17 protein-coding genes and 1 tRNA gene are annotated in these 19389 nt (G+C 31.8%); 5 read left to right on the forward strand and 13 right to left on the reverse strand.

Annotated features, from left to right (window positions below; all coding sequences use genetic code 11):
- The 4 genes from ACIQZ1_RS03950 to ACIQZ1_RS03965 all read right to left on the reverse strand — a co-directional run.
- Positions 1-315 (reverse strand): hypothetical protein (locus ACIQZ1_RS03950; protein ID WP_396159275.1); only part of this gene is annotated, 315 nt, incomplete at its 3' end.
- 240 nt (positions 316-555) lie between these two features.
- Positions 556-629: transfer RNA gene (locus ACIQZ1_RS03955), tRNA-Asn, on the reverse strand.
- Between the two features lie 77 nt (positions 630-706).
- Positions 707-2035, reverse strand: coding sequence for an RIP metalloprotease RseP (gene rseP, locus ACIQZ1_RS03960; protein ID WP_396159277.1), 1329 nt, complete (start codon positions 2033-2035; stop codon positions 707-709).
- 74 nt (positions 2036-2109) lie between these two features.
- A complete protein-coding gene (locus ACIQZ1_RS03965; RefSeq protein WP_396159279.1) occupies positions 2110-4041 on the reverse strand; it encodes a M1 family aminopeptidase in 1932 nt (643 codons plus the stop codon).
- Positions 4042-4167: 126 nt separating this feature from the next.
- Here ACIQZ1_RS03965 and serS point away from each other — a divergent pair, with 126 nt between their 5' ends.
- The 3 genes from serS to ACIQZ1_RS03980 all read left to right on the forward strand — a co-directional run bounded on the left by serS (position 4168) and on the right by ACIQZ1_RS03980 (position 8453).
- Positions 4168-5439, forward strand: coding sequence for a serine--tRNA ligase (gene serS, locus ACIQZ1_RS03970; protein ID WP_396159281.1), 1272 nt, complete (start codon positions 4168-4170; stop codon positions 5437-5439).
- 64 nt (positions 5440-5503) lie between these two features.
- Positions 5504-7288 (forward strand): tetratricopeptide repeat protein, encoded by a 1785-nt coding sequence (locus tag ACIQZ1_RS03975; RefSeq protein WP_396159283.1) that lies wholly within the window; start codon positions 5504-5506, stop codon positions 7286-7288.
- Between the two features lie 19 nt (positions 7289-7307).
- Positions 7308-8453 carry a cystathionine gamma-synthase gene (locus ACIQZ1_RS03980; protein WP_396159285.1) on the forward strand — a complete coding sequence of 382 codons (1146 nt, stop codon included), beginning with the start codon at positions 7308-7310 and terminating at the stop codon, positions 8451-8453.
- A gap of 37 nt (positions 8454-8490) precedes the next feature.
- Here the strand turns inward: ACIQZ1_RS03980 and ACIQZ1_RS03985 are convergent, their stop codons facing one another.
- The 9 genes from ACIQZ1_RS03985 to ACIQZ1_RS04025 form a co-directional block, all read right to left on the reverse strand.
- Positions 8491-8823 carry a ferredoxin gene (locus ACIQZ1_RS03985; RefSeq protein ID WP_396159287.1) on the reverse strand — a complete coding sequence of 111 codons (333 nt, stop codon included), beginning with the start codon at positions 8821-8823 and terminating at the stop codon, positions 8491-8493.
- 1 nt (position 8824) lies between these two features.
- Positions 8825-9883, reverse strand: a complete 1059-nt coding sequence (locus ACIQZ1_RS03990) for an NAD(P)/FAD-dependent oxidoreductase (RefSeq protein ID WP_396159289.1) — start codon at positions 9881-9883, stop codon at positions 8825-8827.
- 66 nt (positions 9884-9949) lie between these two features.
- Entirely contained in the window at positions 9950-10189 is a 240-nt protein-coding gene (locus tag ACIQZ1_RS03995; protein ID WP_291242258.1) for a NifU family protein, read from the reverse strand.
- A gap of 69 nt (positions 10190-10258) precedes the next feature.
- Entirely contained in the window at positions 10259-11395 is a 1137-nt protein-coding gene (locus tag ACIQZ1_RS04000; protein WP_396159291.1) for a P-loop NTPase, read from the reverse strand.
- A gap of 148 nt (positions 11396-11543) precedes the next feature.
- A complete protein-coding gene (locus tag ACIQZ1_RS04005) occupies positions 11544-11864 on the reverse strand; it encodes an MGMT family protein (RefSeq protein WP_353168093.1) in 321 nt (106 codons plus the stop codon).
- Between the two features lie 7 nt (positions 11865-11871).
- A complete protein-coding gene (locus ACIQZ1_RS04010) occupies positions 11872-12507 on the reverse strand; it encodes a LysE family transporter (protein WP_396159293.1) in 636 nt (211 codons plus the stop codon).
- On the reverse strand, positions 12507-13181 hold the full coding sequence (trmB, locus tag ACIQZ1_RS04015; RefSeq protein ID WP_396159295.1) for a tRNA (guanosine(46)-N7)-methyltransferase TrmB: 675 nt from the start codon (positions 13179-13181) through the stop codon (positions 12507-12509). Before trmB ends, ACIQZ1_RS04010 begins: the two co-directional genes overlap by 1 nt.
- Positions 13182-13234: 53 nt before the next feature.
- Positions 13235-14281, reverse strand: a complete 1047-nt coding sequence (locus tag ACIQZ1_RS04020; protein WP_396159297.1) for a sensor histidine kinase — start codon at positions 14279-14281, stop codon at positions 13235-13237.
- Complete coding sequence (locus tag ACIQZ1_RS04025) at positions 14271-14966, reverse strand: response regulator transcription factor (RefSeq protein ID WP_396159299.1); 696 nt, start codon at positions 14964-14966, stop codon at positions 14271-14273. The genes ACIQZ1_RS04020 and ACIQZ1_RS04025 overlap by 11 nt, the downstream gene beginning before the upstream one ends.
- A 191-nt stretch (positions 14967-15157) precedes the next feature.
- Between ACIQZ1_RS04025 and ACIQZ1_RS04030 the strand changes: the two genes are divergently transcribed.
- Positions 15158-17929 carry a carboxypeptidase-like regulatory domain-containing protein gene (locus ACIQZ1_RS04030; RefSeq protein ID WP_396159300.1) on the forward strand — a complete coding sequence of 924 codons (2772 nt, stop codon included), beginning with the start codon at positions 15158-15160 and terminating at the stop codon, positions 17927-17929.
- Positions 17930-18071: 142 nt separating this feature from the next.
- A complete protein-coding gene (locus ACIQZ1_RS04035) occupies positions 18072-19247 on the forward strand; it encodes a hypothetical protein (protein ID WP_396159302.1) in 1176 nt (391 codons plus the stop codon).
- Positions 19248-19389 lie beyond the last annotated feature (142 nt).

Consider the following 19389-nt stretch of genomic DNA (forward strand, 5'->3'; position numbering starts at 1 on the left):
CCATTTGACAAAACCAGTAATGGTATGTTCAACACCATTAGCATCTGTAATAATTACCATACCTATAATATCATTACCCTGAGCAACAAATATATTTGAAGATGAACTTTGTGCAAATTGAACATTTGTCCAACCTAAACCAGACGCTCCGCTTAAATAATAAGTATTTGCAGATTGATTGTTTGCTGTATTGTCACCAACAAATCCATTTGTAAAAGGAACGCTAATTAAATTTTGACTTTCAACAACTGTGAAAGAAAATAAAAGAAAAAATATAAAAATTATTTTTATCTTTGAGAAAAATATTTTTTGCATAGAACAATAAAAATAAATGAAATTTTGTAGTATTAATTCTGCAAAAATAAAAATTTTTAGCAAAAATTTAAAATTCTATTGTTATTAATATTCAATCTAGATAAAGAATTAATAAAATTAGAGAAATTAATTTCTATTTTGGAGTGAAGTGGTTATAAATAAAAAACAAAAACATAGTAATACCTTAATTCACGATTAACCACAAAAAAACCCGACACTTTCGAATCGGGTTTTGTTTTGCTCCCTCTCTTGGGCTCGAACCAAGGACCCTCTGATTAACAGTCAGATGCTCTAACCAACTGAGCTAAGAAGGAAGTTGCTTCTTTATTTAAGCGAGTGCAAATATAATTGAATTTTTAATCTATCAAAAATATTTAAACACTTTTTTGTTTTAATTTACTAATTTGTCTAAAATCAATTGATAAATGTCCTTTCCAAACGTTAGTGCCATTAGGGAAAGTAGAAAAATCATACCCCCAGTTTGTACGTAACCCGCCGCTTTGTCTGATAATTTTTTACCGGTAATCATTTCTACAATTGTAAATAAAGCATGTCCGCCATCTAAACCAGGAATAGGTAATAAATTCATAAAAGCCAAGCCAATAGAAAATAAAGCAGTGAAATTCCAAATAAATTCCCAATCCCAAGAATCTGGTAATTGACGTGCAATTCCAATTGGACTTTTAACCTGTTTGTAAGCGCCAGTTGCCGGTTTTAATATTAATTTAAACTGTTTAACGTTATATACTAACAATTGATATGATTCTTTTACTGCAGCTGAAACTGCTTCGCTAAAAGAAAGTTTGTTGGTAATTTGAAAATCAAATTTATCTTGGATTTTAGGCACAAACCCTAATTTGCCTTCAGCATTTACTTTTGCTCTTAGATTTACTAACTTAGAATTTCTTTCAACAACTATGTTGATTGAGTCGTTTTTTAAATTTTTTAAGTCTTCTGCAAAAACATCAAAATAACTAAATTGTTTGCCGTTTACAGATTGAATTACATCGCCTTTTAAAAGTTTGGCTTTAGCCGCTTCAGATTTTGGCGTTACAGAATCAATAGCAATCTTTGAAATTCTTGGTTGGATAAAGTTTTTCCCTTCACTTCCTAAAATTTCACCTTTTTGTTCATCTGTCAAATTTAATTTAACTTCTGTTCCGTTTCTGTCTATTATCACTTCATCACTCAATAAAACATCAATTACAGCCCAATTAAATTTTGGTTGTAAATCGCCATCAATTGAAACAATTTTATCGCCATTTTTAAACCCTACACTTTGACCTATTTTACCAAAAGCCAATCCGTTTTTCTGAATTTTATCTGTAGAAATATATTTTTGTCCTACAGTAGAAAACATCATTGTGTAAATAAACCAAGCCAATAAAATATTAACTATGATTCCGCCCAACATAACAATTAAACGTTGCCAAGCTGGTTTTGAACGAAATTCCCAAGGTTGTGGCTCTTGTTTCATTTGGTCTTCATCCATACTTTCGTCTATCATCCCCGAAATTTTTACGTAGCCGCCTAATGGCAACCAGCCAATTCCCCATTCAGTTTCCCCAATTTTTTTCTTCAATAATGAAAAACCAACATCCATAAACAAGTAGAATTTTTCTACTCGCATTTTAAACATTTTTGCTGTTATATAGTGGCCAAATTCGTGAAGAATTACTAAAACCGATAATATAAAAAGTATTTGTGCAACTTGAATCATTTTAATTTTGATTTGTATTTAAAAAACAAAAGTAAGGTTTTCACCTTACTTTTTAATATTATTTTATGGTTCCCCTATTTTTTTATGAAATTTTTATGAAATATACCTTCAGAAGTCTCTATTTTTAAAAAATGTACCCCACTTGAAAGTCCAGAAATATCAAGAATATTTTTGAAATCTGTTTTTAAAAGTTGCCCTAAATTATTATAAATTTCCACTTTGTATAAAGTTACGTTACTCGGGAATTGGATAGTTAATTCGTTTTCTGAAGGAACCGGATAAACAGAAATCGCCGAGTTCATATCAAAAGTTTCAGTCCCTAATGTAGCCGTATTATTTTTAGAAATAATATGTTTATTTGGGTCAAAAGCAACACCAGTTACTACAAACGGAACCGAAACAATAAATTCTTGAGCGTTGGTTGTATTGTTTACAACAACGTCTAAAACTTGTGCTCCGCTTCCTGTTAATCTAATTTCTAAAGGCATTTCAAAAAAAGTAACACTAGAATGAGATTGCGTTTGATTTACAATAATCTTTACTTGTCCTGTACCCCAATTTTGAGCTGTAATAGTATAAGTTGGATATCCTTGATTGTACAACCAATCGTTGAAAAATTCTGTTAAACTATTTCCATTATCCGCTGCTTCTAAATGTGATTTTAAATTTGCTGTAACAGCATATCCGTAAGCTAAAGCAGGATCAGCTAAATAACTTTTTAATGCTTGAAAAAATTTCACGTCTCCCAATTTCCATCGTAACATATGTGTAATCATCGAACCTTTATTGTAGGTTAACCGTGAACTAAAAATTGTGTTTACATTTAATGCGCCAGCATCTGTTAAATAAGTAGCGCCTCCAAGTTGTGATGTAATACTAGTTATTTTATTGCTTTTCCAATTTACAAAAGTTGAAGCACCATCTAAAAATTCATACACCATACCAGACATGTATTCTGTTAACCCTTCGTTTAACCAAATGTCTTTCCAAGTACCACATGTAATTTTATCTCCAAACCATTGATGAGCCATTTCATGCGCAATTAAATCTCTACTAAAATTAAACATTGATGAAACGGTAGTATGTTCCATTCCGCCTCCCCAACCAAACTGAGCATGCCCATATTTTTCATTTCTAAAAGGATAGGGTTCTAATATGCTTTCGAAAAAATTTATAATAGTTGGCGTAACTCCTAATTGTGTTTGTGTGGTAGCTGTATTGGTTTCTGGATATAAATAATTAATTATTGGAAAATAAGGTGAGGCTACAGTTCCTAAACCTCCTTGTTGATTATACACCTCATAATTGGTTACATTTAAAACAATTAAATAGGCCGGAATTGGATATAAATGCTTAAAATGTGTGGTAGCATTAGCACCTGTTACAATTCTGCTCTGTTCTAACCCGTTCGACACGCTATTAAAAGTAGCTGGTGCCGTTATATACATATCAAAGCTATTGATTTTATCATTTAAATCTTGCTTACACGGCCACCAATCTCTAGCACCAAAAGGTTCAGAAAGCGTATATATAACAGGTGTTCCGTTGTGCGTGCTTCTTGTAAAAGCGCCTTCAGCAGTTGGCGGAATACCCGCATAAGTAATTATTACTGAAGCACTAGTTCCTGAGGAAATGGTACTTGGAAAATTAATGTTTAATTCGTAATTACTTTGAGAATAAGTTAAATTCACACTATTCATAGTTACAGAACTTACTACTAACTGAGTAGCCATATCAAAAGTGATCGTATTCATGTTTGCTAAAGCAGTAAAAGTGGTTTTTACAATACCACTAATAGAAGCAGTGGTGTTGTTTGGATTTACTGTAAACCGTAATTCATGATACGTTACATCATAATTTTGTGTGTTCGGATTTACTTGAACATTCATCGTTGATGCGGCCGATTTTGATTCGGATTCCACCATTTTTTCAAATTCTAATTCTGTAGTTTGTGAAAAAGAAAAAGTAACAGATAAAAGAAAAAAGAAATGAATAAATTTTTTCATTATTGTAAATTAAACCACGAAACTAGGTATTTTTTTTTAATTTTAAAAGATTGTATACATTTGTGTGGGCACTTTTCTAAAAATTTACAACAATTTCTTACATTTGCTTTCCAAAAACAAACAAACATGTTACAAGTACATTTTATTAGAGAAAACAAAGAAGAAGTAATTACGCGTTTGGCGAAAAAAAACTTTGAGGCAACTGCCATTGTTGAACTTATTGTAGAATTAGACGAAAAACGTAGAAATACGCAAGTAGAATTAGACAATTTGTTAGCTGAATCTAATAAATTATCCAAAGATATTGGCGAAATGATGAAAAATGGCGAAAAAGCCAAAGCCGAAATCTTAAAAGAAAAAACGACTCAAATTAGAGAAAATTCTAAACTATTAAACGAAAGTTTAAATGCAATTGCAAGTCAATTGCAAGACGAATTATACAAATTACCGAATTTACCAGCCGAAATTGTTCCTTTTGGAAAAACACCTGAAGAAAACGTAAATGTTTTTGAAGAGGGAGTTGTTCCAAAATTACATGAAGGCGCTTTGCCTCATTGGGAATTAGCGAAAAAATATGATATTATCGATTTTGAATTAGGTGTAAAAATCACTGGCGCAGGTTTCCCTGTTTACAAAGGAAAAGGGGCTAAATTACAACGTGCATTAATTTCTTATTTCTTAGATAAAAATACCGATGCAGGTTACAAAGAATATCAAGTACCACATTTAGTAAACGAAGCATCCGCTTATGGAACGGGACAATTACCAGATAAAGACGGACAAATGTATCACGATGCAACGGATAATTTGTATTTAATTCCAACAGCAGAAGTGCCGGTAACAAATATTTTTAGAGACGATTTAGTTGCAGAAAACGATTTGCCTATTTTATGTACAGGTTACACGCCTTGTTTCCGAAGAGAAGCTGGTTCATATGGTGCGCACGTTCGTGGATTAAATCGTTTACACCAATTTGATAAAGTTGAAATTGTTCGTATAGAAAAACCTGAAAATTCTTATGCTGCTTTAGAAGGAATGGTGGAACACGTAAAAGAAATATTACAAGAATTAAAATTACCATACCGTATTTTACGATTATGTGGTGGCGATATGAGTTTTGCATCGGCATTAACTTATGATTTTGAAGTCTTTTCAACTGCACAAGATCGTTGGTTAGAAATTTCTTCTGTTTCTAATTTTGAAACCTTTCAAGCAAACCGATTAAAATTAAGATATAAAGATGCAAATGGTAAAAACCAATTAGCACACACCTTAAACGGAAGTTCCTTAGCGCTACCTCGCGTTTTAGCAGGAATTTTAGAAAACTACCAAACACCTGAAGGCATCATAATTCCGGAAGTTTTAAGACGATATACTGGATTTGATATTATAAACTAATATTAAATCTTTACTAATAATGCACTGAGTTAACCATTTTTTGTTAATTTAGTGCATTCTTTTTATGAAAAAAATTTATAGCATCATATTGTCCTTTTTCTCGCTACTTGTTGTCGCTCAAAACGAACAATTGGCACAAAATTATATTGACAAAGGTGAATTTGATAAAGCCGCATCTTTGTATGAAGAAATGGAGAAAAAACAACCCAATAATTTCTATTTTACTCAGAAATTAGTTGCTTGTTTTCAAGGTTTAAAACAATTTGATAAAGCAGAAAAATTACTTTTAAGTAAAAAAGATAAATCTAATCAACCAATAATTTTTGTTGAATTAGGATTCAATTCGCAACTGCAAAAAGACACAATTAAAGCAGAATCCTATTATAAAAAAGCGATTGAAGTAGTTGAAAAACAGCCCAATTATGCCTATCAAATTGGGCAAGCTTTTGAGCAAAAATCGTTATTACTTCAGGCGTATTCCACGTATGAAGTAGCACAAAAAACAAATTCAAGTATGAATTTCGATTACCAAATGGCTTTGCTTCAAGGTCAAATGGGGAATTTAGATGTGATGGTAATAAAATTATTAGATTACTCTTATGCTAACATAAATTCAACTTTAAGTGTACAAAATCAATTGGTATTTTTCATGCAAGATGATGCTGAAAATGTGTTTGCTAATTCACTAAAAAAAGAACTTTTACTTCGCACCCAAAAAACACAAGACATTTATTGGAATCAGTTTTTAAGTTGGTTATACATAAATCTGAAAGAATATAACAAAGCTTTTATTCAAGAAAAATCTATTTATAAAAGAAATCCAGAATCGTTTGACGATATTATTCAACTGGCTCAAATTTGTGTAAACGAAAAAGAAAACGAAACCGCACAAGCTATTTTTCAATTTATTTTACAAAATACAACGGACGAATCAACCATCTTAAATGCACAATTTTTTCTGTTAAAAAATGAAATTTCAATAGCAAAGCCAGAAAATTATCCACTAATTCAAACAAAATTTGAGACGTTATTAAGCCAGTTTGGAAATTCCCCTTATGCCATAGATTTACGAATTTTAGCAGCCCATTTTAAAGCCTTTTATTTGAATGATTTTGAAAAAGCAAAAGCACTTTTAGAAGAAACTATGGAAATGTCAATAAATATTCGTCAGAAAGCAAAAGTAAAGATGGAATTGGCAGATGTTTTTGTATTTAACGAAAAGTTTAATCAAGCTATTATTTATTACGCGCAAATTCAAAACGATTTACCTAATGATGAATTTTCGCACGAAGCCAGTATGCGAATGGCAAAAACCAGCTTCTTTAAAAAAGATTTCAATTGGGCAAAAAAACAAGCAGGCGAATTGAAACAAGCTTCAACCCAATTAATTGCGAATGACGCTGTAGAATTGTTTTTGTTAATTAGCGATAATTCTGCAGAAGATTCACTTCAAGTTGCGTTACAAGATTTTTCAAAAGCCGATTTATTAGAATATCAAAACAAACCAAAAGATGCATTAGAAGCATTTTTACAAATTTTAGAAAAACATAAAGGGCAATCTATTGAAGCCGGAACGTTGTATAAAGTAGCAAAAAATTACGAAAAATTAGGTAATTTTGCCAAAGCAATTGGTTATTATCAATACATTTTAGACAATCACAAAGACGGAATTTATATTGATGAAGCCTTATTTTATTCGGCAGAAATTTATAAAAATCAGCTAAACGATTTAGAAAAAGCTAAAAATTTATACGAAAAAGTAGTTCTCGAACATCCCGAAAGTATTTATTTTACGGAAGCCAGAAAACAATACCGCCAATTGCGAGGCGACAAACAACAAGGAATATAAAAGAGTAATATATAAAATAATGAAATTCAACACCAAAGTAATTCACGGGAATCAGCATCACGATCCAAGTACTGGAGCCGTAATGCCACCCGTATATCAAACGTCTACATTTGTACAAACAAGTCCAGGTGTTCCTTTATCGGAATATGAATATAGTAGAGCAGCGAATCCAACTCGTACCGCTTTAGAACAAGCGTTAGCCAGTATTGAAAATGGCGTGCGTGGTTTAGCCTTTGCTTCTGGTTTAGCGGCAACGGATTCAGTAATGAAACTTTTAAAACCAGGCGATGAAGTCATTGCGATGGACGATTTATATGGCGGTACGTACCGAATGTTTGCGCGTATATATCAAGAATTTGGGATAAAATTTCATTTTATTGATATGACGAATTTTGAAAAATTTCAGTCGTTAATTAATGAAAATACGAAATTGGTTTGGGTAGAAACGCCAACAAACCCATTAATGAAATTGGCGGATATTGCAAAAATTGCAAAAATTACTAAAAAACACAACTTGCTTTTCGCAGTAGATAATACCTTTGCCACGCCTTATTTACAAAAACCTTTAGATTTAGGTGCAGATATTGTAATGCATTCTGCAACTAAATATTTAGGTGGTCACAGTGATGTAATTGCTGGTGCATTAATCGTAAAAGATGAAGCGTTAGGCGAAAAATTACACTTTGCTCAATTTGCAACAGGTGGAACTTTAGGTCCAATGGATAGTTATTTAGTATTACGAGGGATAAAAACCTTGCATTTACGCGTACAAAGACATTGTGAAAACGGAGCAAAAGTAGCGGAATATTTAGTGAATCATCCAAAGGTAGCTACTGTTTATTATCCAGGATTAGAAAGTCATCCAAATCACGAAATTGCCAAGAAACAAATGATTGGTGGTTTTGGCGGTATGGTTTCTTTTACCTTTAAATCGGGTGCGAAAGCCGATGCGATTAAAATGTTAGAAAAAGTAAAAGTATTCACGTTAGCCGAATCTTTAGGTGGTGTGGAATCGTTAGCAAATCATCCTGCTTTAATGACACACGCCTCAATTCCTGAAGAAAAGCGAAAAGAAATTGGTATTACAGACGATTTAGTGCGTTTAAGCGTAGGTGTAGAAGACATTTCAGACTTACTTGCCGATTTGGAACAGGCATTTCAATAAATAAAATAAAAAAGCGAGAAATACTTCTCGCTTCTTTTTATTGTTCTGGCGCTATTTCTATTTCCAAGCCCTCTAAGTCTTCCGAAATATGTATTTGACACCCTAATCGACTATTATCTTTCACGTGATAGGCGTCGGCTAACATAGCTTCTTCTTCGTCGTTTCTTTCGGTTTTTAAAACATCGTTAAGTAAATAACATTGGCAGGAAGCACACATAGCCATTCCGCCACAAATTCCAACTGTTCCTTCTTCTGCTAATTCATAAGAACGGATGAGTTCCATCACATTCATATTCATATCCGTTGGGGCCAAAACTTTGTGTTTCACTCCGTTTCTATCCGTAATAAATATAGTTACGTCTTGACTCATATTAATCTATTGCTTTTACAACCGCTTTTTCAGCTTCTTTTCTTGTTCCGTCAAATCCGTCTACACCAGAAACTGTGGTGTATTTTAATACATATCGTTTTCCTGGATTGATTCTGTTATACACACTTTGACACATTAAAGTCGCTTCGTGGAAACCGCATAAAATTAGCTTCAACTTTCCAGGATAGGTGTTTACATCGCCAATAGCATAAATTCCATCAATATTGGTTTGATAATCTAAGGCATTGTTTACTTTGATGGCGTTTTTCTCAATCTCTAATCCCCAATTTGCAATAGCGCCTAATTTTGGTGTTAATCCAAAAAGAGCAATAAAATAATCGGCTGGTACATTCATTTGTTCGTCATTTGTGTCAATGGTAATCGATTCGATTCTTTCCTTACCGTTCAAACTTGACACTTCGGCCGGTGTGATTAATTTTATTTTTCCTGCAGATTTTAATTCCTGAACTTTTTCTACTGAATCCAATGCCCCACGAAACTCATTTCTTCGATGAATTAATGTAACCGAAGCGGCTACGTTTGCTAAAAAAATACTCCAATCTAACGCAGAATCACCACCGCCTGCAATTACAATATTTTTGTTTCGATATTTTTCTGGATCTTTTACAAAATAATCGACACCTCGGTCTTCATTTTCGTAAAATTCTATGTCTTTTAAAACAGGTTTTCTAGGTTCAAAAGTTCCTAAACCGCCCGCAATTGCAATGGCTTTTGCTTTGTGTTTTGTGCCTTTATTAGTAGTAACAATAAATGTACCGTCTTCTAATTTTTCTATTGTTTCAGCCGTTTCAGCTAAGGTAAAACCGGGTTGAAATTGCTTAATTTGTTCCATTAAATTGGTAACCAAATCGCCAGCTAAAACTTCAGGATAACCTGGAATGTCAAAAATAGGTTTTTTTGGATATAATTCCGCTAACTGTCCTCCTGGTTGAGGAAGTGCATCAATAATATGACATTTTAATTGTAATAAACCGGCTTCAAAAACAGTAAAAAGTCCTGTAGGACCTGCTCCAATTATTAATATATCTGTTTCAATCATTTTATTTAAGTCTAAATGTCTAAAGTCTAAAGTTTAATAATTAACTTTAAAACTATCGACTAATAACTAATTAACGTTTTCTACTGTTTCTATTTGCGGAACAAACTTTTTGATGGTAGTTTCTACACCCGCTTTCATTGTACTAATGCTTAAACTACAACTCGTACAAGCGCCTTGTAATCTAACTTTTACGTGTTTGCCATCAAGAACTTCTACTAATTCAATATCGCCTCCGTCTGAATTTAAAAACGGACGAATTTCAGCTAAAGCTTTCTCAATGTTTTCGGTTATTTCAATTTCTGTCATTTATTTAGACTTTTAGATGATTAGAATCTTTAGATTTTTAGACTGAAATGTCTAAGAAATTTAAAATGTCTATTTTTTTACAGCAGAACATCCTGCCATTGTTGTTATTTTTATTGCCTCTGTAGCAGGTAATGTTTCGTTTCTTTTTACCGTTTCTGCTACTACACTTCTGGCTAATTCTTCAAAAACGGTTTCTAAAATCGTTCCTGTTTGCATGGCTGCTGGTCTTCCATAATCTCCTGCTTCTCTGATGCTTTGCACTAAAGGTACTTCACCTAAAAACGGCACCTCTAAATCTGCTGCTAAGTTTTTGGCACCTTCTTTTCCAAAAATATAATATTTATTTTCAGGAAGTTCTTCTGGTGTAAAATATGCCATATTCTCGATAATTCCCAATACGGGAACCTGAATCGCATCGGACATAAACATAGACACTCCTTTTTTGGCATCTGCCAAAGCAACCGCTTGAGGCGTACTAACTACAACAGCTCCTGTTATTGGCAACGATTGCATAATTGACAAGTGAATATCCCCTGTTCCTGGAGGTAAATCGATTAACATAAAATCTAATTCGCCCCAATTGGCATCAAAAATCATTTGATTTAAGGCTTTTGAAGCCATAGGACCACGCCAAATAACTGCTTGGTCTGGCTTGGTGAAAAATCCGATGGATAAAATTTCTACACCATAACTTTGTACGGGTTGCATTTTTGATTTTCCCTCTATTTCAACTGAAATGGGTTTAGCCGATTCTACATCGAACATAATTGGCATAGATGGTCCGTAAATATCAGCATCTAAAATACCTACTTTAAATCCCATTTTGGATAAAGCAACGGCTAAATTTGCAGTAATAGTCGATTTTCCAACACCACCTTTTCCAGAAGAAACTGCAATAATATTGCTAATTCCCGGAATTTGTTTTCCTTTAATGGTATTGGCTTCTTCTTTTGTTGGAGCTTCTACTTTAATATTTACCTTAACTTTTGCGTTAGCATTAATTTTTTCGGCAATTACCTTTTTAATATCAGCTTCTGCACGATTTTTTATATGTAAAGCCGGAGTGGTTAAAATTACATCTACAACTACCTCATCGCCAAAAGTAACTACGTTTTGTACCGCGCCACTTTCTACCATATTTTTTCCTTCACCAGCAATTGAAATGGTTTCTAATGCGGTAAGTATTTCTTTTCTATCTAATTTCATTTTATTGTGTAAACTTTTTTACTTTTATTTAAACTGAATCTGAATTGCAAAGATAGTTTGAAAATGACAAATGACAAATGACAAACGATAAAAGTTTGTTAATGCGTGTATAGGAATTTCTTATGTAATTAAAATATAGAGAAATAATCTAAAAATCAGGTTCCCAAAAGTGTTTTTTGAAATCTATTATTTGATTATCAATTACTTGAATACCTTCGCTTTCTAACAATTGTTGCATTAAATTAGTCCCTTCAAAATGGTGTTTCCCAGTTAAAAGTCCTAAACGATTGACCACGCGATGTGCCGGAATATCATCTTGCCCGTGACACGCATTCATAGCCCATCCGACCATTCTTGCAGAACGACCTGCGCCCAACGCTTTGGCAATAGCGCCATATGAAGTTACTTTCCCGTAAGGGATTTTTCGGGCGACTTCGTACACACGTTCAAAAAAATTGTCTTCTTTTATTTTCAAGTTACTTATTTAAATTATAAATCGTGAAAACGGCAATTAATCCGGTAATGATAGCAATTATAAAATTTATGTTTTTAATAAAAAACGCTACTTTATGTTTGATTTTTCTGAACAAAAAAGCATACCCCATAAATACAATAAATGTGCCCAGAGTTGTACCAAGTACAAATGCTAAACCAACTAAATTAGTGAAAAAATCTTCAATAAAAGCCGATAAATACAAACTTACAAACGCATAATATGGAATTGGGAAAATGTTTAAACCCGAAATAAAAATGCCGTGTAAAAAGGGTTTTAGTTTGCTTTTTGCTGACTTCTTTTTAATTGCTTCTTTAGTATGAATGGCATTTTGAATTCCCTTACCTAAAAAAAACAAGGTTAATAATATAAAGACTAAACTTCCTACAAATTTTAAATTTTGCATTACTTGCGGATGGCTCTCCAAAAAAGTAGCAAAATAAAACGCTAAAACGCTTTGAATACATACCACTAAAATAGCACCATTGATAAACTTTTTAGCTTTGTATAACGTTTTTTTAACGCTATAATTAGCCACAGTCATATTTACAATTCCTGGAGGCAAAACCCCCACAAACGAAAACAAAACTGCAAATGCAAAAGCTAAAAATATCGACATTATTTTATTTTAAATTGAATGTAAGTTATGCTTTTGTTTATTTTTAAATACTGACTTTCGTAAAAAGTTTGAATGCTTGTTACTTCTTCTGGTGCTCCGGCGTTGTTGTATACGTTATGGTTAGCGTACAAAACTTCGTGTCCTTCACCGTGTAATAACCCTAAAGTGTAGCCGTGCATAAACTCGCTATCTGTTTTTAAATGCATCAACCCGTTAGGTTTTAGTATTTTTTTATAATTCTGAAGAAATTCAGAATTGGTCATACGGTGTTTTGTGCGTTTGTATTTTATTTGTGGATCTGGAAAGGTAATCCAAATTTCATCTACTTCATTTTCTTCAAAACAATGTTTAATTAATTCAATTTGAGTACGAAGAAATGCCACATTATTTAGACCGTTTTCTACAGCGGTTTTAGCACCGCGCCAAAATCGGGCACCTTTAATATCAATTCCAATAAAGTTTTTGTTTGGAAATTTTTCTGCTAATCCTACAGAATATTCGCCTTTCCCGCAGCCTAATTCAAGAACAATTGGGTTATCGTTTTTAAAGAAATCTGAATTCCATTTTCCTTTTAATGCTAAACTATCGCTAACTACTTCTTCACGAGTTGGTTGAAAAACATTTGAAAACGTAGCGTTTTCGTTGAATCTTTTTAATTTATTTTTACTTCCCACAACAATTAATTTTATGTTGCAAAAGTATAAAAATTAAAGTTTTGGTAACGCAATTATTTATTCGTTTTCAAGGTAAACGAAAACTCAGAGCCTTTTTGATAGGTACTTTGCACAAATATTTTCTCATTATGTGCCTCAATAATGTGTTTTACGATAGCTAAACCTAAGCCAGAACCGCCTTCTTCTCTTGAGCCGCTTTTGTTGATTCTGTAAAAACGTTCAAAAATTCTTGACATATGTTGTTGTTCAATTCCTTGACCGTTATCGTGAATGCGAACTAAAATTTTGGTTTTACTTATTTTTTCAACGGCAATTTCTGTGGTGCCATTTTCTTTTCCGTATTTGATAGAATTCATCACTAAGTTTGTTAAAACCTGCTGAATTTTATCTTTATCGGCATAAACAATTATGGGAGAAATGTACTTTTCATCGAACATTAAAATGATGTTTTTGGCATCAGCTTTCATCTCTAAAAGATCAAAAACGTTTTGAATTTCGGCAATAATATCAAATCCTTCGATTTCGATGTTTAAATCACCAACTTCAAATTTAGAAATCATATCTAAATCTTGTACAATATTAATTAATCTTTCTACGCCTTTTGAAGCGCGTTCGATGTATTTTACTCGTAGGGTTTTATCTTTAATAGCACCGCCTTCAATAAGCGTGTCTAAATAACCTTGAACTGTAAAAAGTGGTGTTTTTAATTCGTGAGAAATGTTCCCTAAAAATTCTCTTCTATATTCTTCTCGAACATTTAACGATTCGATTTCGATTTTTTTCTCCTTAGCAAAATTTCTAATATCATTTGTTAAAGTAGAAACATCAGTGGTAACGGTTTTGTTTTGTAACGAAGTAGCGTCTAACAAAGACACCTCATCATATAGTTTTTTTATACGTTTGTAGATAAAAACTTCTACACGATATTGCATTAGAAAAAAACTAAAGAAAAATAACGTTACTGGAAAAACAATAAGTACAAAATAGTTAATTGGCTGAACGAAATTATGGTAAACCAACAAACTTAAAACTACAAAAAACGAAATATAAAGTGATGATTTAAAGGCAAATTTGTATGATTTTTTAAAACTAATCGCCATTTAATTCAATTTTGTATCCCACGCCTTTGATGGTTTTAAAAACATCTTCGTCAATTTTTTCTCTAAGTTTTCTGATGTGAACATCTATAGTTCTTCCGCCTACAATGACTTCATTTCCCCAAACTTTATCTAAAATTTCGGCTCTTGTAAATACTTTGCCTGGTTTTGAAGCTAATAAATATAAAAGTTCAAATTCTTTTCTTGGTAAAACGATAGAAATTCCGTCTTTAATAATTTTATATTCTTCGCGGTTAATTTGCAAATTCCCAACCGTTAACGTTTCAGAATTTTCTAATTCTTCGTCTTTAAGTCTGCGTAATAATCCTTTTACTTTGCTAACTAATAACTTTGGTTTTATTGGTTTGGCAATATAATCGTCCGCGCCAACTTCAAAACCAGCTACTTGCGAATAATCTTCGCTTCTAGCGGTAAGAAAGGTAATAATGGTGTCTTTTAATTCTGGAATTTCTCTAATTTTTTCACACGCTTCCATCCCGTCCATTTCTGGCATCATTACATCCATAATAATTAGATGTGGTTTTACTTTTATCGCAAGTTTAACCGCCTCTTTACCATTTTCTGCTTTGGTAACGTGATAGCCTGCTTGCTCTAAATTATAACCAACAATTTCTAAAATATCCGGTTCATCATCAACCAATAATATTTTTATGTCTTTCTTTTTCATATTGAATATAAAAGTAATTAAAATAATTTAACTTGTGTAAAATTATATATAAAATTGACATTAATTACTTGTTTACCATTATTTAATATGTTAACACTATCTTAACACTATCTAAACTAATAAATAACTTCTAAGTAACATTTACATAATTAAGGTGGTTCTATTTTTGCATCAAAAATAAACACAAACTCATGAAATTAAAATTTCTACTTATTGGATTATTCTTTACAATAATCTCTTTCGCTCAAAACACTGCTAAAGTAAACGGTGTAATTACAGACAAAGACAGCAAACAACCGGTTGGATTTGTTTCAGTATCCTTAAAAGGAACCATGATAAATGCGGAATCTGATATTAATGGTAATTATGAAATTGCTATGAAACCAGGAAAATATACAATAGTGTATGCTTTTATTGGTTATAAAACTTTTGAAAAAGCTATTACTGTTGCTGAAAATGAAACAATTACTGAAAATGTTGCTTTACAAGAAAATTCAAATAGTATTGAAGGAATTGTAATTAAAGGTTCTACAAATAAAACCAAAGAAACCGCATTGTTGAAAGAACAACAAAAAGCAGTTGAAATGAAACAAAGCATCGGTGCCCAAGAAATGGAAAGAAAAGGGATTAGCGATGTGGAAGAAGGATTAACGAAAGTTACCGGTATTACAAAAGCAGAATCAAAAGGGCTTTTTGTTAGAGGTTTAGAAAATAGATACAACAACTTATTGATTAATGATTTACAAGCACCTTCAAACAGTCCGTTTAAAAAAATTATTCCTTTAGATTTATTTCCTACAGATATTGTTGGTGTTTTAAGTGTGTACAAAACCTTTAATCCAAATGTTCCCGGAGATTTTGCAGGTGCAACAATTAATGTAGAAACTTCTGAGCCACAAAGTGCTCAAACAAAACTTAGCTTAGGTTTTGGTTATGTTACAGGTAATAATGGAATTGATTTCTTACTTTCTGAAACGGCTAATAATAGTGAAGGTTTTTTTGGAATTCAAAAGAAATTTAAAACCATACCGACACCATACGGAAACATAGGAAATGTATCCTTATCTTCTACAGAATACAAAAACGGGTATGGAAACAATTCTTGGAATGTAGATAAAGTTAGTGCTCCAATTAACAATAGTATAAGTTTTAGTCATTCTGATAAATTTAAATTTAATAAAAATCGTTCATTTTCTTACTTAATGTTGTTAAACTGGGATAATAAATACCAATTTCGACAAGGTGTAGATAGAACCTTTATTGAAGGCGGAAATGAATATAATAATAATTTAGTAAATACCTCATATAGTTATATTACAAGTACATCTGCATTATTAGGATTAAAATACAAATCAGATAGATTTCAAATTGCAACCAATTCAATGTTTTTAAGAACAACTGAAAGTTTAATTCAAGATCAATTTGGAGTATTAAGAAATCAAAAAAGTGAGCCAAATCAATTAATTCGAGTAAATCAGTTTGAACAATCTGATTATTTTAACAATCAATTATCTACAAGTTATAAATTAACTTCAGATAATAAGCATAGTATTAAAGCTGCAGTTTCTTATGTGAAAACAATTTTTGAATTGCCGGACAGAAAATTCTTAGTAGGTTCTCTAAATAATAATTTATTTTCAAATACTTACGGAGGTTCAACATTAAACCGTCAAAACTTTAGAATTAAAGGAAACTATTTTATGAGTGGATTAGTGGAATACAACTTTAATTTTGGAAAAGAAATTGATGGAAAAACCAATAAATTATCTTTTGGATATAATTCTTTCAGAAACAATTTAAGCGCTACGTACCGATTATTTGCTTCAATTCCTATTAATAATGGTTTACAAACTATTACTGATATAAATGATATTAATAGCCAAATAATGTCTGATGCAGAAAATGGTTTAATTTTCGAAAGAGAAGAATCTAATGTATCGTACAAACAAAAATTAGATCAATTTGTAAATTCGGGATATGCGAATCTTTTATTTAATATAAACGAAAAATTAGAAATTAATGGTGGTTTACGATTAGAAGCTTCAAATAGAATTATTAAATATAGAGATTTAAATACCTCTACAAGTTTTGATGACACGTACATTAAAAACCAGGTTAAGAAAAACTATATCTTACCAGCTATTAATTCAAAATATAAATTAAACGACAAATCGAATATACGTTTTGCGGCTTCTCAAACCATAACAAGACCCGTTTTGATGGAATTGTTACCAGTACAAATTGTAAATCCTGATGGAAATGTGACATTAGGTAATAAAGATTTAGTAGATACTCAAAATTTAAATGCAGATTTCAAATACGAATTCTTTTCAGATAAAAAAGATATGTTTGCAATTGGAGTGTATGCTAAAAACATTAAAGATCCAATTGAAAGAATTTATGAAGCTAGCGCCACTTTATTAACTACCTACAAAAATTCAAAAGTGGCTAACTTATACGGTGCTGAGTTTGAGTTTATTTTAAATATGGCAAATATATCTTCAAATTTAGAAAACGTGTCTTTAGGTTTCAATACCTCATTAATGAAAACGCAAGTAGAAATTGCAGATAATAACCAATTAGAAAACTCTAGAAAAAGAGAATTACAAGGCGCTTCAAATTGGGTTATTAATGCTGATGCAAAATATGAATTCAACATCAATCAAAAAATTAAAAACACAGTTACTTTAGTATATGGAGTAAAAGGGAAAAATATTTATTCTGTTGGAACTGCAGGATTAGATCATATTTACGAATTACCATTTCACAAGTTAGACTTAGTGTTATCAAGTAAATTAACTAAAAACTTAAATGCAAAATTTTCAGCGGATAATATATTAAACCCTGTTCAAAAATTTGAATTAGGTTCGAATAATAAAACTGCTATTTTAGAGGATTCATTAATTGTAAGAGATTATAAAAGAGGTGTAGGGCTAAGTTTAAACTTAAGTTATACGTTCTAAAAATAAAATCCTACTTCGGTAGGATTTTTTATTTACAGAAAATTTACATAGCAAGAAATTCTTAAAATTTTAATAATATATGCTTAACTGTAACATTAAGCACCCATAATAAATTTGTATAACAAAACTAAAATTAAATAACATGAAAAAATTAGTCTTAAGCTTATCGGTATTAAGTTTATTATTCGCAGGTTGTTCTGAAGATAATGATGAAACAGTAGCAACGCCAAAAACACCAGTAGTTGGAGAAATTACAGGTGACATTACAGCAAACAGAAATTATGTGTTTGGTAACTATACCTTAAAAGGTATTGTAAAAATTAAAGCTGGAGCGACTGTAACTATTGAAGCAGGTTCCAAAATTACTGCTACCCTTTCTGATGGGTCAGTAGATGCCTTGGTAGTAGAAAACGGTGGAAAATTAATTGTTAATGGTACTGCCGCTGAACCTGTAGTATTTACTGAAAGTTCACAGATTCCAGGTTCTTGGGGTGGAATTATTATGTACGGCAACGCTCCTATTGTAGCGCTTAATGGTTTAAATACAGCAACTTCAGAAGACGGTTTAGCACAGCAATACGGTGGAATTAATGATACTCACAATGGTGGTACTTTAAGATATGTACGTGTTGAATACGCAGGAAAGAAAATTACAGATGGAACTTCTGAAATGAACGGGTTCTCATTTTACTCTGTAGGTTCAGGAACAGTTTTAGAAAACTTAGTAGCTTATAAAGGAGCTGATGATGGTTTCGAATTTTACGGAGGAACAGTTAATTTAATTAACGCAATCTCTTACGGAAATTTTGATGATTCATTTGACTGGCAAGATGGATGGAAAGGTCAATTAAGCACAAACTGGTATGCATACCAAACAGGAACAGGTAATTTCGGAATGGAAATTGAATGTAAAAACAATAACAATTCGTTCTTGCCTAAAGTTTCTAACATTACTTTAAAAAGAGCGGCTGGTACATTAACAGAAAACAATTCTGCTGAATACGATGCAATCCAATTTAAAAATCAAGGAAACGGAGAATATACAAACATTTTAATTGATGGATATTCAAATCCAAGTGCAGTAGCGGTTAGAATTCAAGATGCAAATACAAATAACAATCAAGTAAATGCAAGTAAAATTAAATTAACGAATGTTAAAATTAATGGAACTACACCTCTATTCGGTGGAACATCTACAGTTACTTCAATTGTTTTCCCAACTGGACAATACACTACTACTACTTCAACTAGTGCAAATGGTGCAACATTAACAAATGGTGCTTGGTCAACAGTAAATGGAGCTACATTATTACATTAAGAATAACCCAAAATAAATATTAAAAGCTGTCTAAATTAGATCGCTTTTTTTATGCTCTTTTTTCCAATGTTACGAAATTGTTAAGTTTTTGTTTGGTTAATGTAAAAATATGTTGTAGGTTTATATCATTATTAATCATAAC

This window comes from Flavobacterium sp., assembly GCF_044341185.1.
Classification (GTDB): domain Bacteria; phylum Bacteroidota; class Bacteroidia; order Flavobacteriales; family Flavobacteriaceae; genus Flavobacterium.

Bases quoted from the DNA above. Each gene is read 5' to 3' on its own strand.
- rseP (WP_396159277.1), bottom strand. From the start codon at position 2,035: ATGATTCAAGTTGCACAAATACTTTTTATATTATCGGTTTTAGTAATT.
- ACIQZ1_RS03965 (WP_396159279.1), bottom strand. From the start codon at position 4,041: ATGAAAAAATTTATTCATTTCTTTTTTCTTTTATCTGTTACTTTTTCT.
- serS (WP_396159281.1), top strand. From the start codon at position 4,168: ATGTTACAAGTACATTTTATTAGAGAAAACAAAGAAGAAGTAATTACG.
- ACIQZ1_RS03975 (WP_396159283.1), top strand. From the start codon at position 5,504: ATGAAAAAAATTTATAGCATCATATTGTCCTTTTTCTCGCTACTTGTT.
- ACIQZ1_RS03980 (WP_396159285.1), top strand. From the start codon at position 7,308: ATGAAATTCAACACCAAAGTAATTCACGGGAATCAGCATCACGATCCA.
- ACIQZ1_RS03985 (WP_396159287.1), bottom strand. From the start codon at position 8,823: ATGAGTCAAGACGTAACTATATTTATTACGGATAGAAACGGAGTGAAA.
- ACIQZ1_RS03990 (WP_396159289.1), bottom strand. From the start codon at position 9,883: ATGATTGAAACAGATATATTAATAATTGGAGCAGGTCCTACAGGACTT.
- ACIQZ1_RS03995 (WP_291242258.1), bottom strand. From the start codon at position 10,189: ATGACAGAAATTGAAATAACCGAAAACATTGAGAAAGCTTTAGCTGAA.
- ACIQZ1_RS04000 (WP_396159291.1), bottom strand. From the start codon at position 11,395: ATGAAATTAGATAGAAAAGAAATACTTACCGCATTAGAAACCATTTCA.
- ACIQZ1_RS04010 (WP_396159293.1), bottom strand. From the start codon at position 12,507: ATGTCGATATTTTTAGCTTTTGCATTTGCAGTTTTGTTTTCGTTTGTG.
- ACIQZ1_RS04020 (WP_396159297.1), bottom strand. From the start codon at position 14,281: ATGGCGATTAGTTTTAAAAAATCATACAAATTTGCCTTTAAATCATCA.
- ACIQZ1_RS04025 (WP_396159299.1), bottom strand. From the start codon at position 14,966: ATGAAAAAGAAAGACATAAAAATATTATTGGTTGATGATGAACCGGAT.
- ACIQZ1_RS04030 (WP_396159300.1), top strand. From the start codon at position 15,158: ATGAAATTAAAATTTCTACTTATTGGATTATTCTTTACAATAATCTCT.
- ACIQZ1_RS04035 (WP_396159302.1), top strand. From the start codon at position 18,072: ATGAAAAAATTAGTCTTAAGCTTATCGGTATTAAGTTTATTATTCGCA.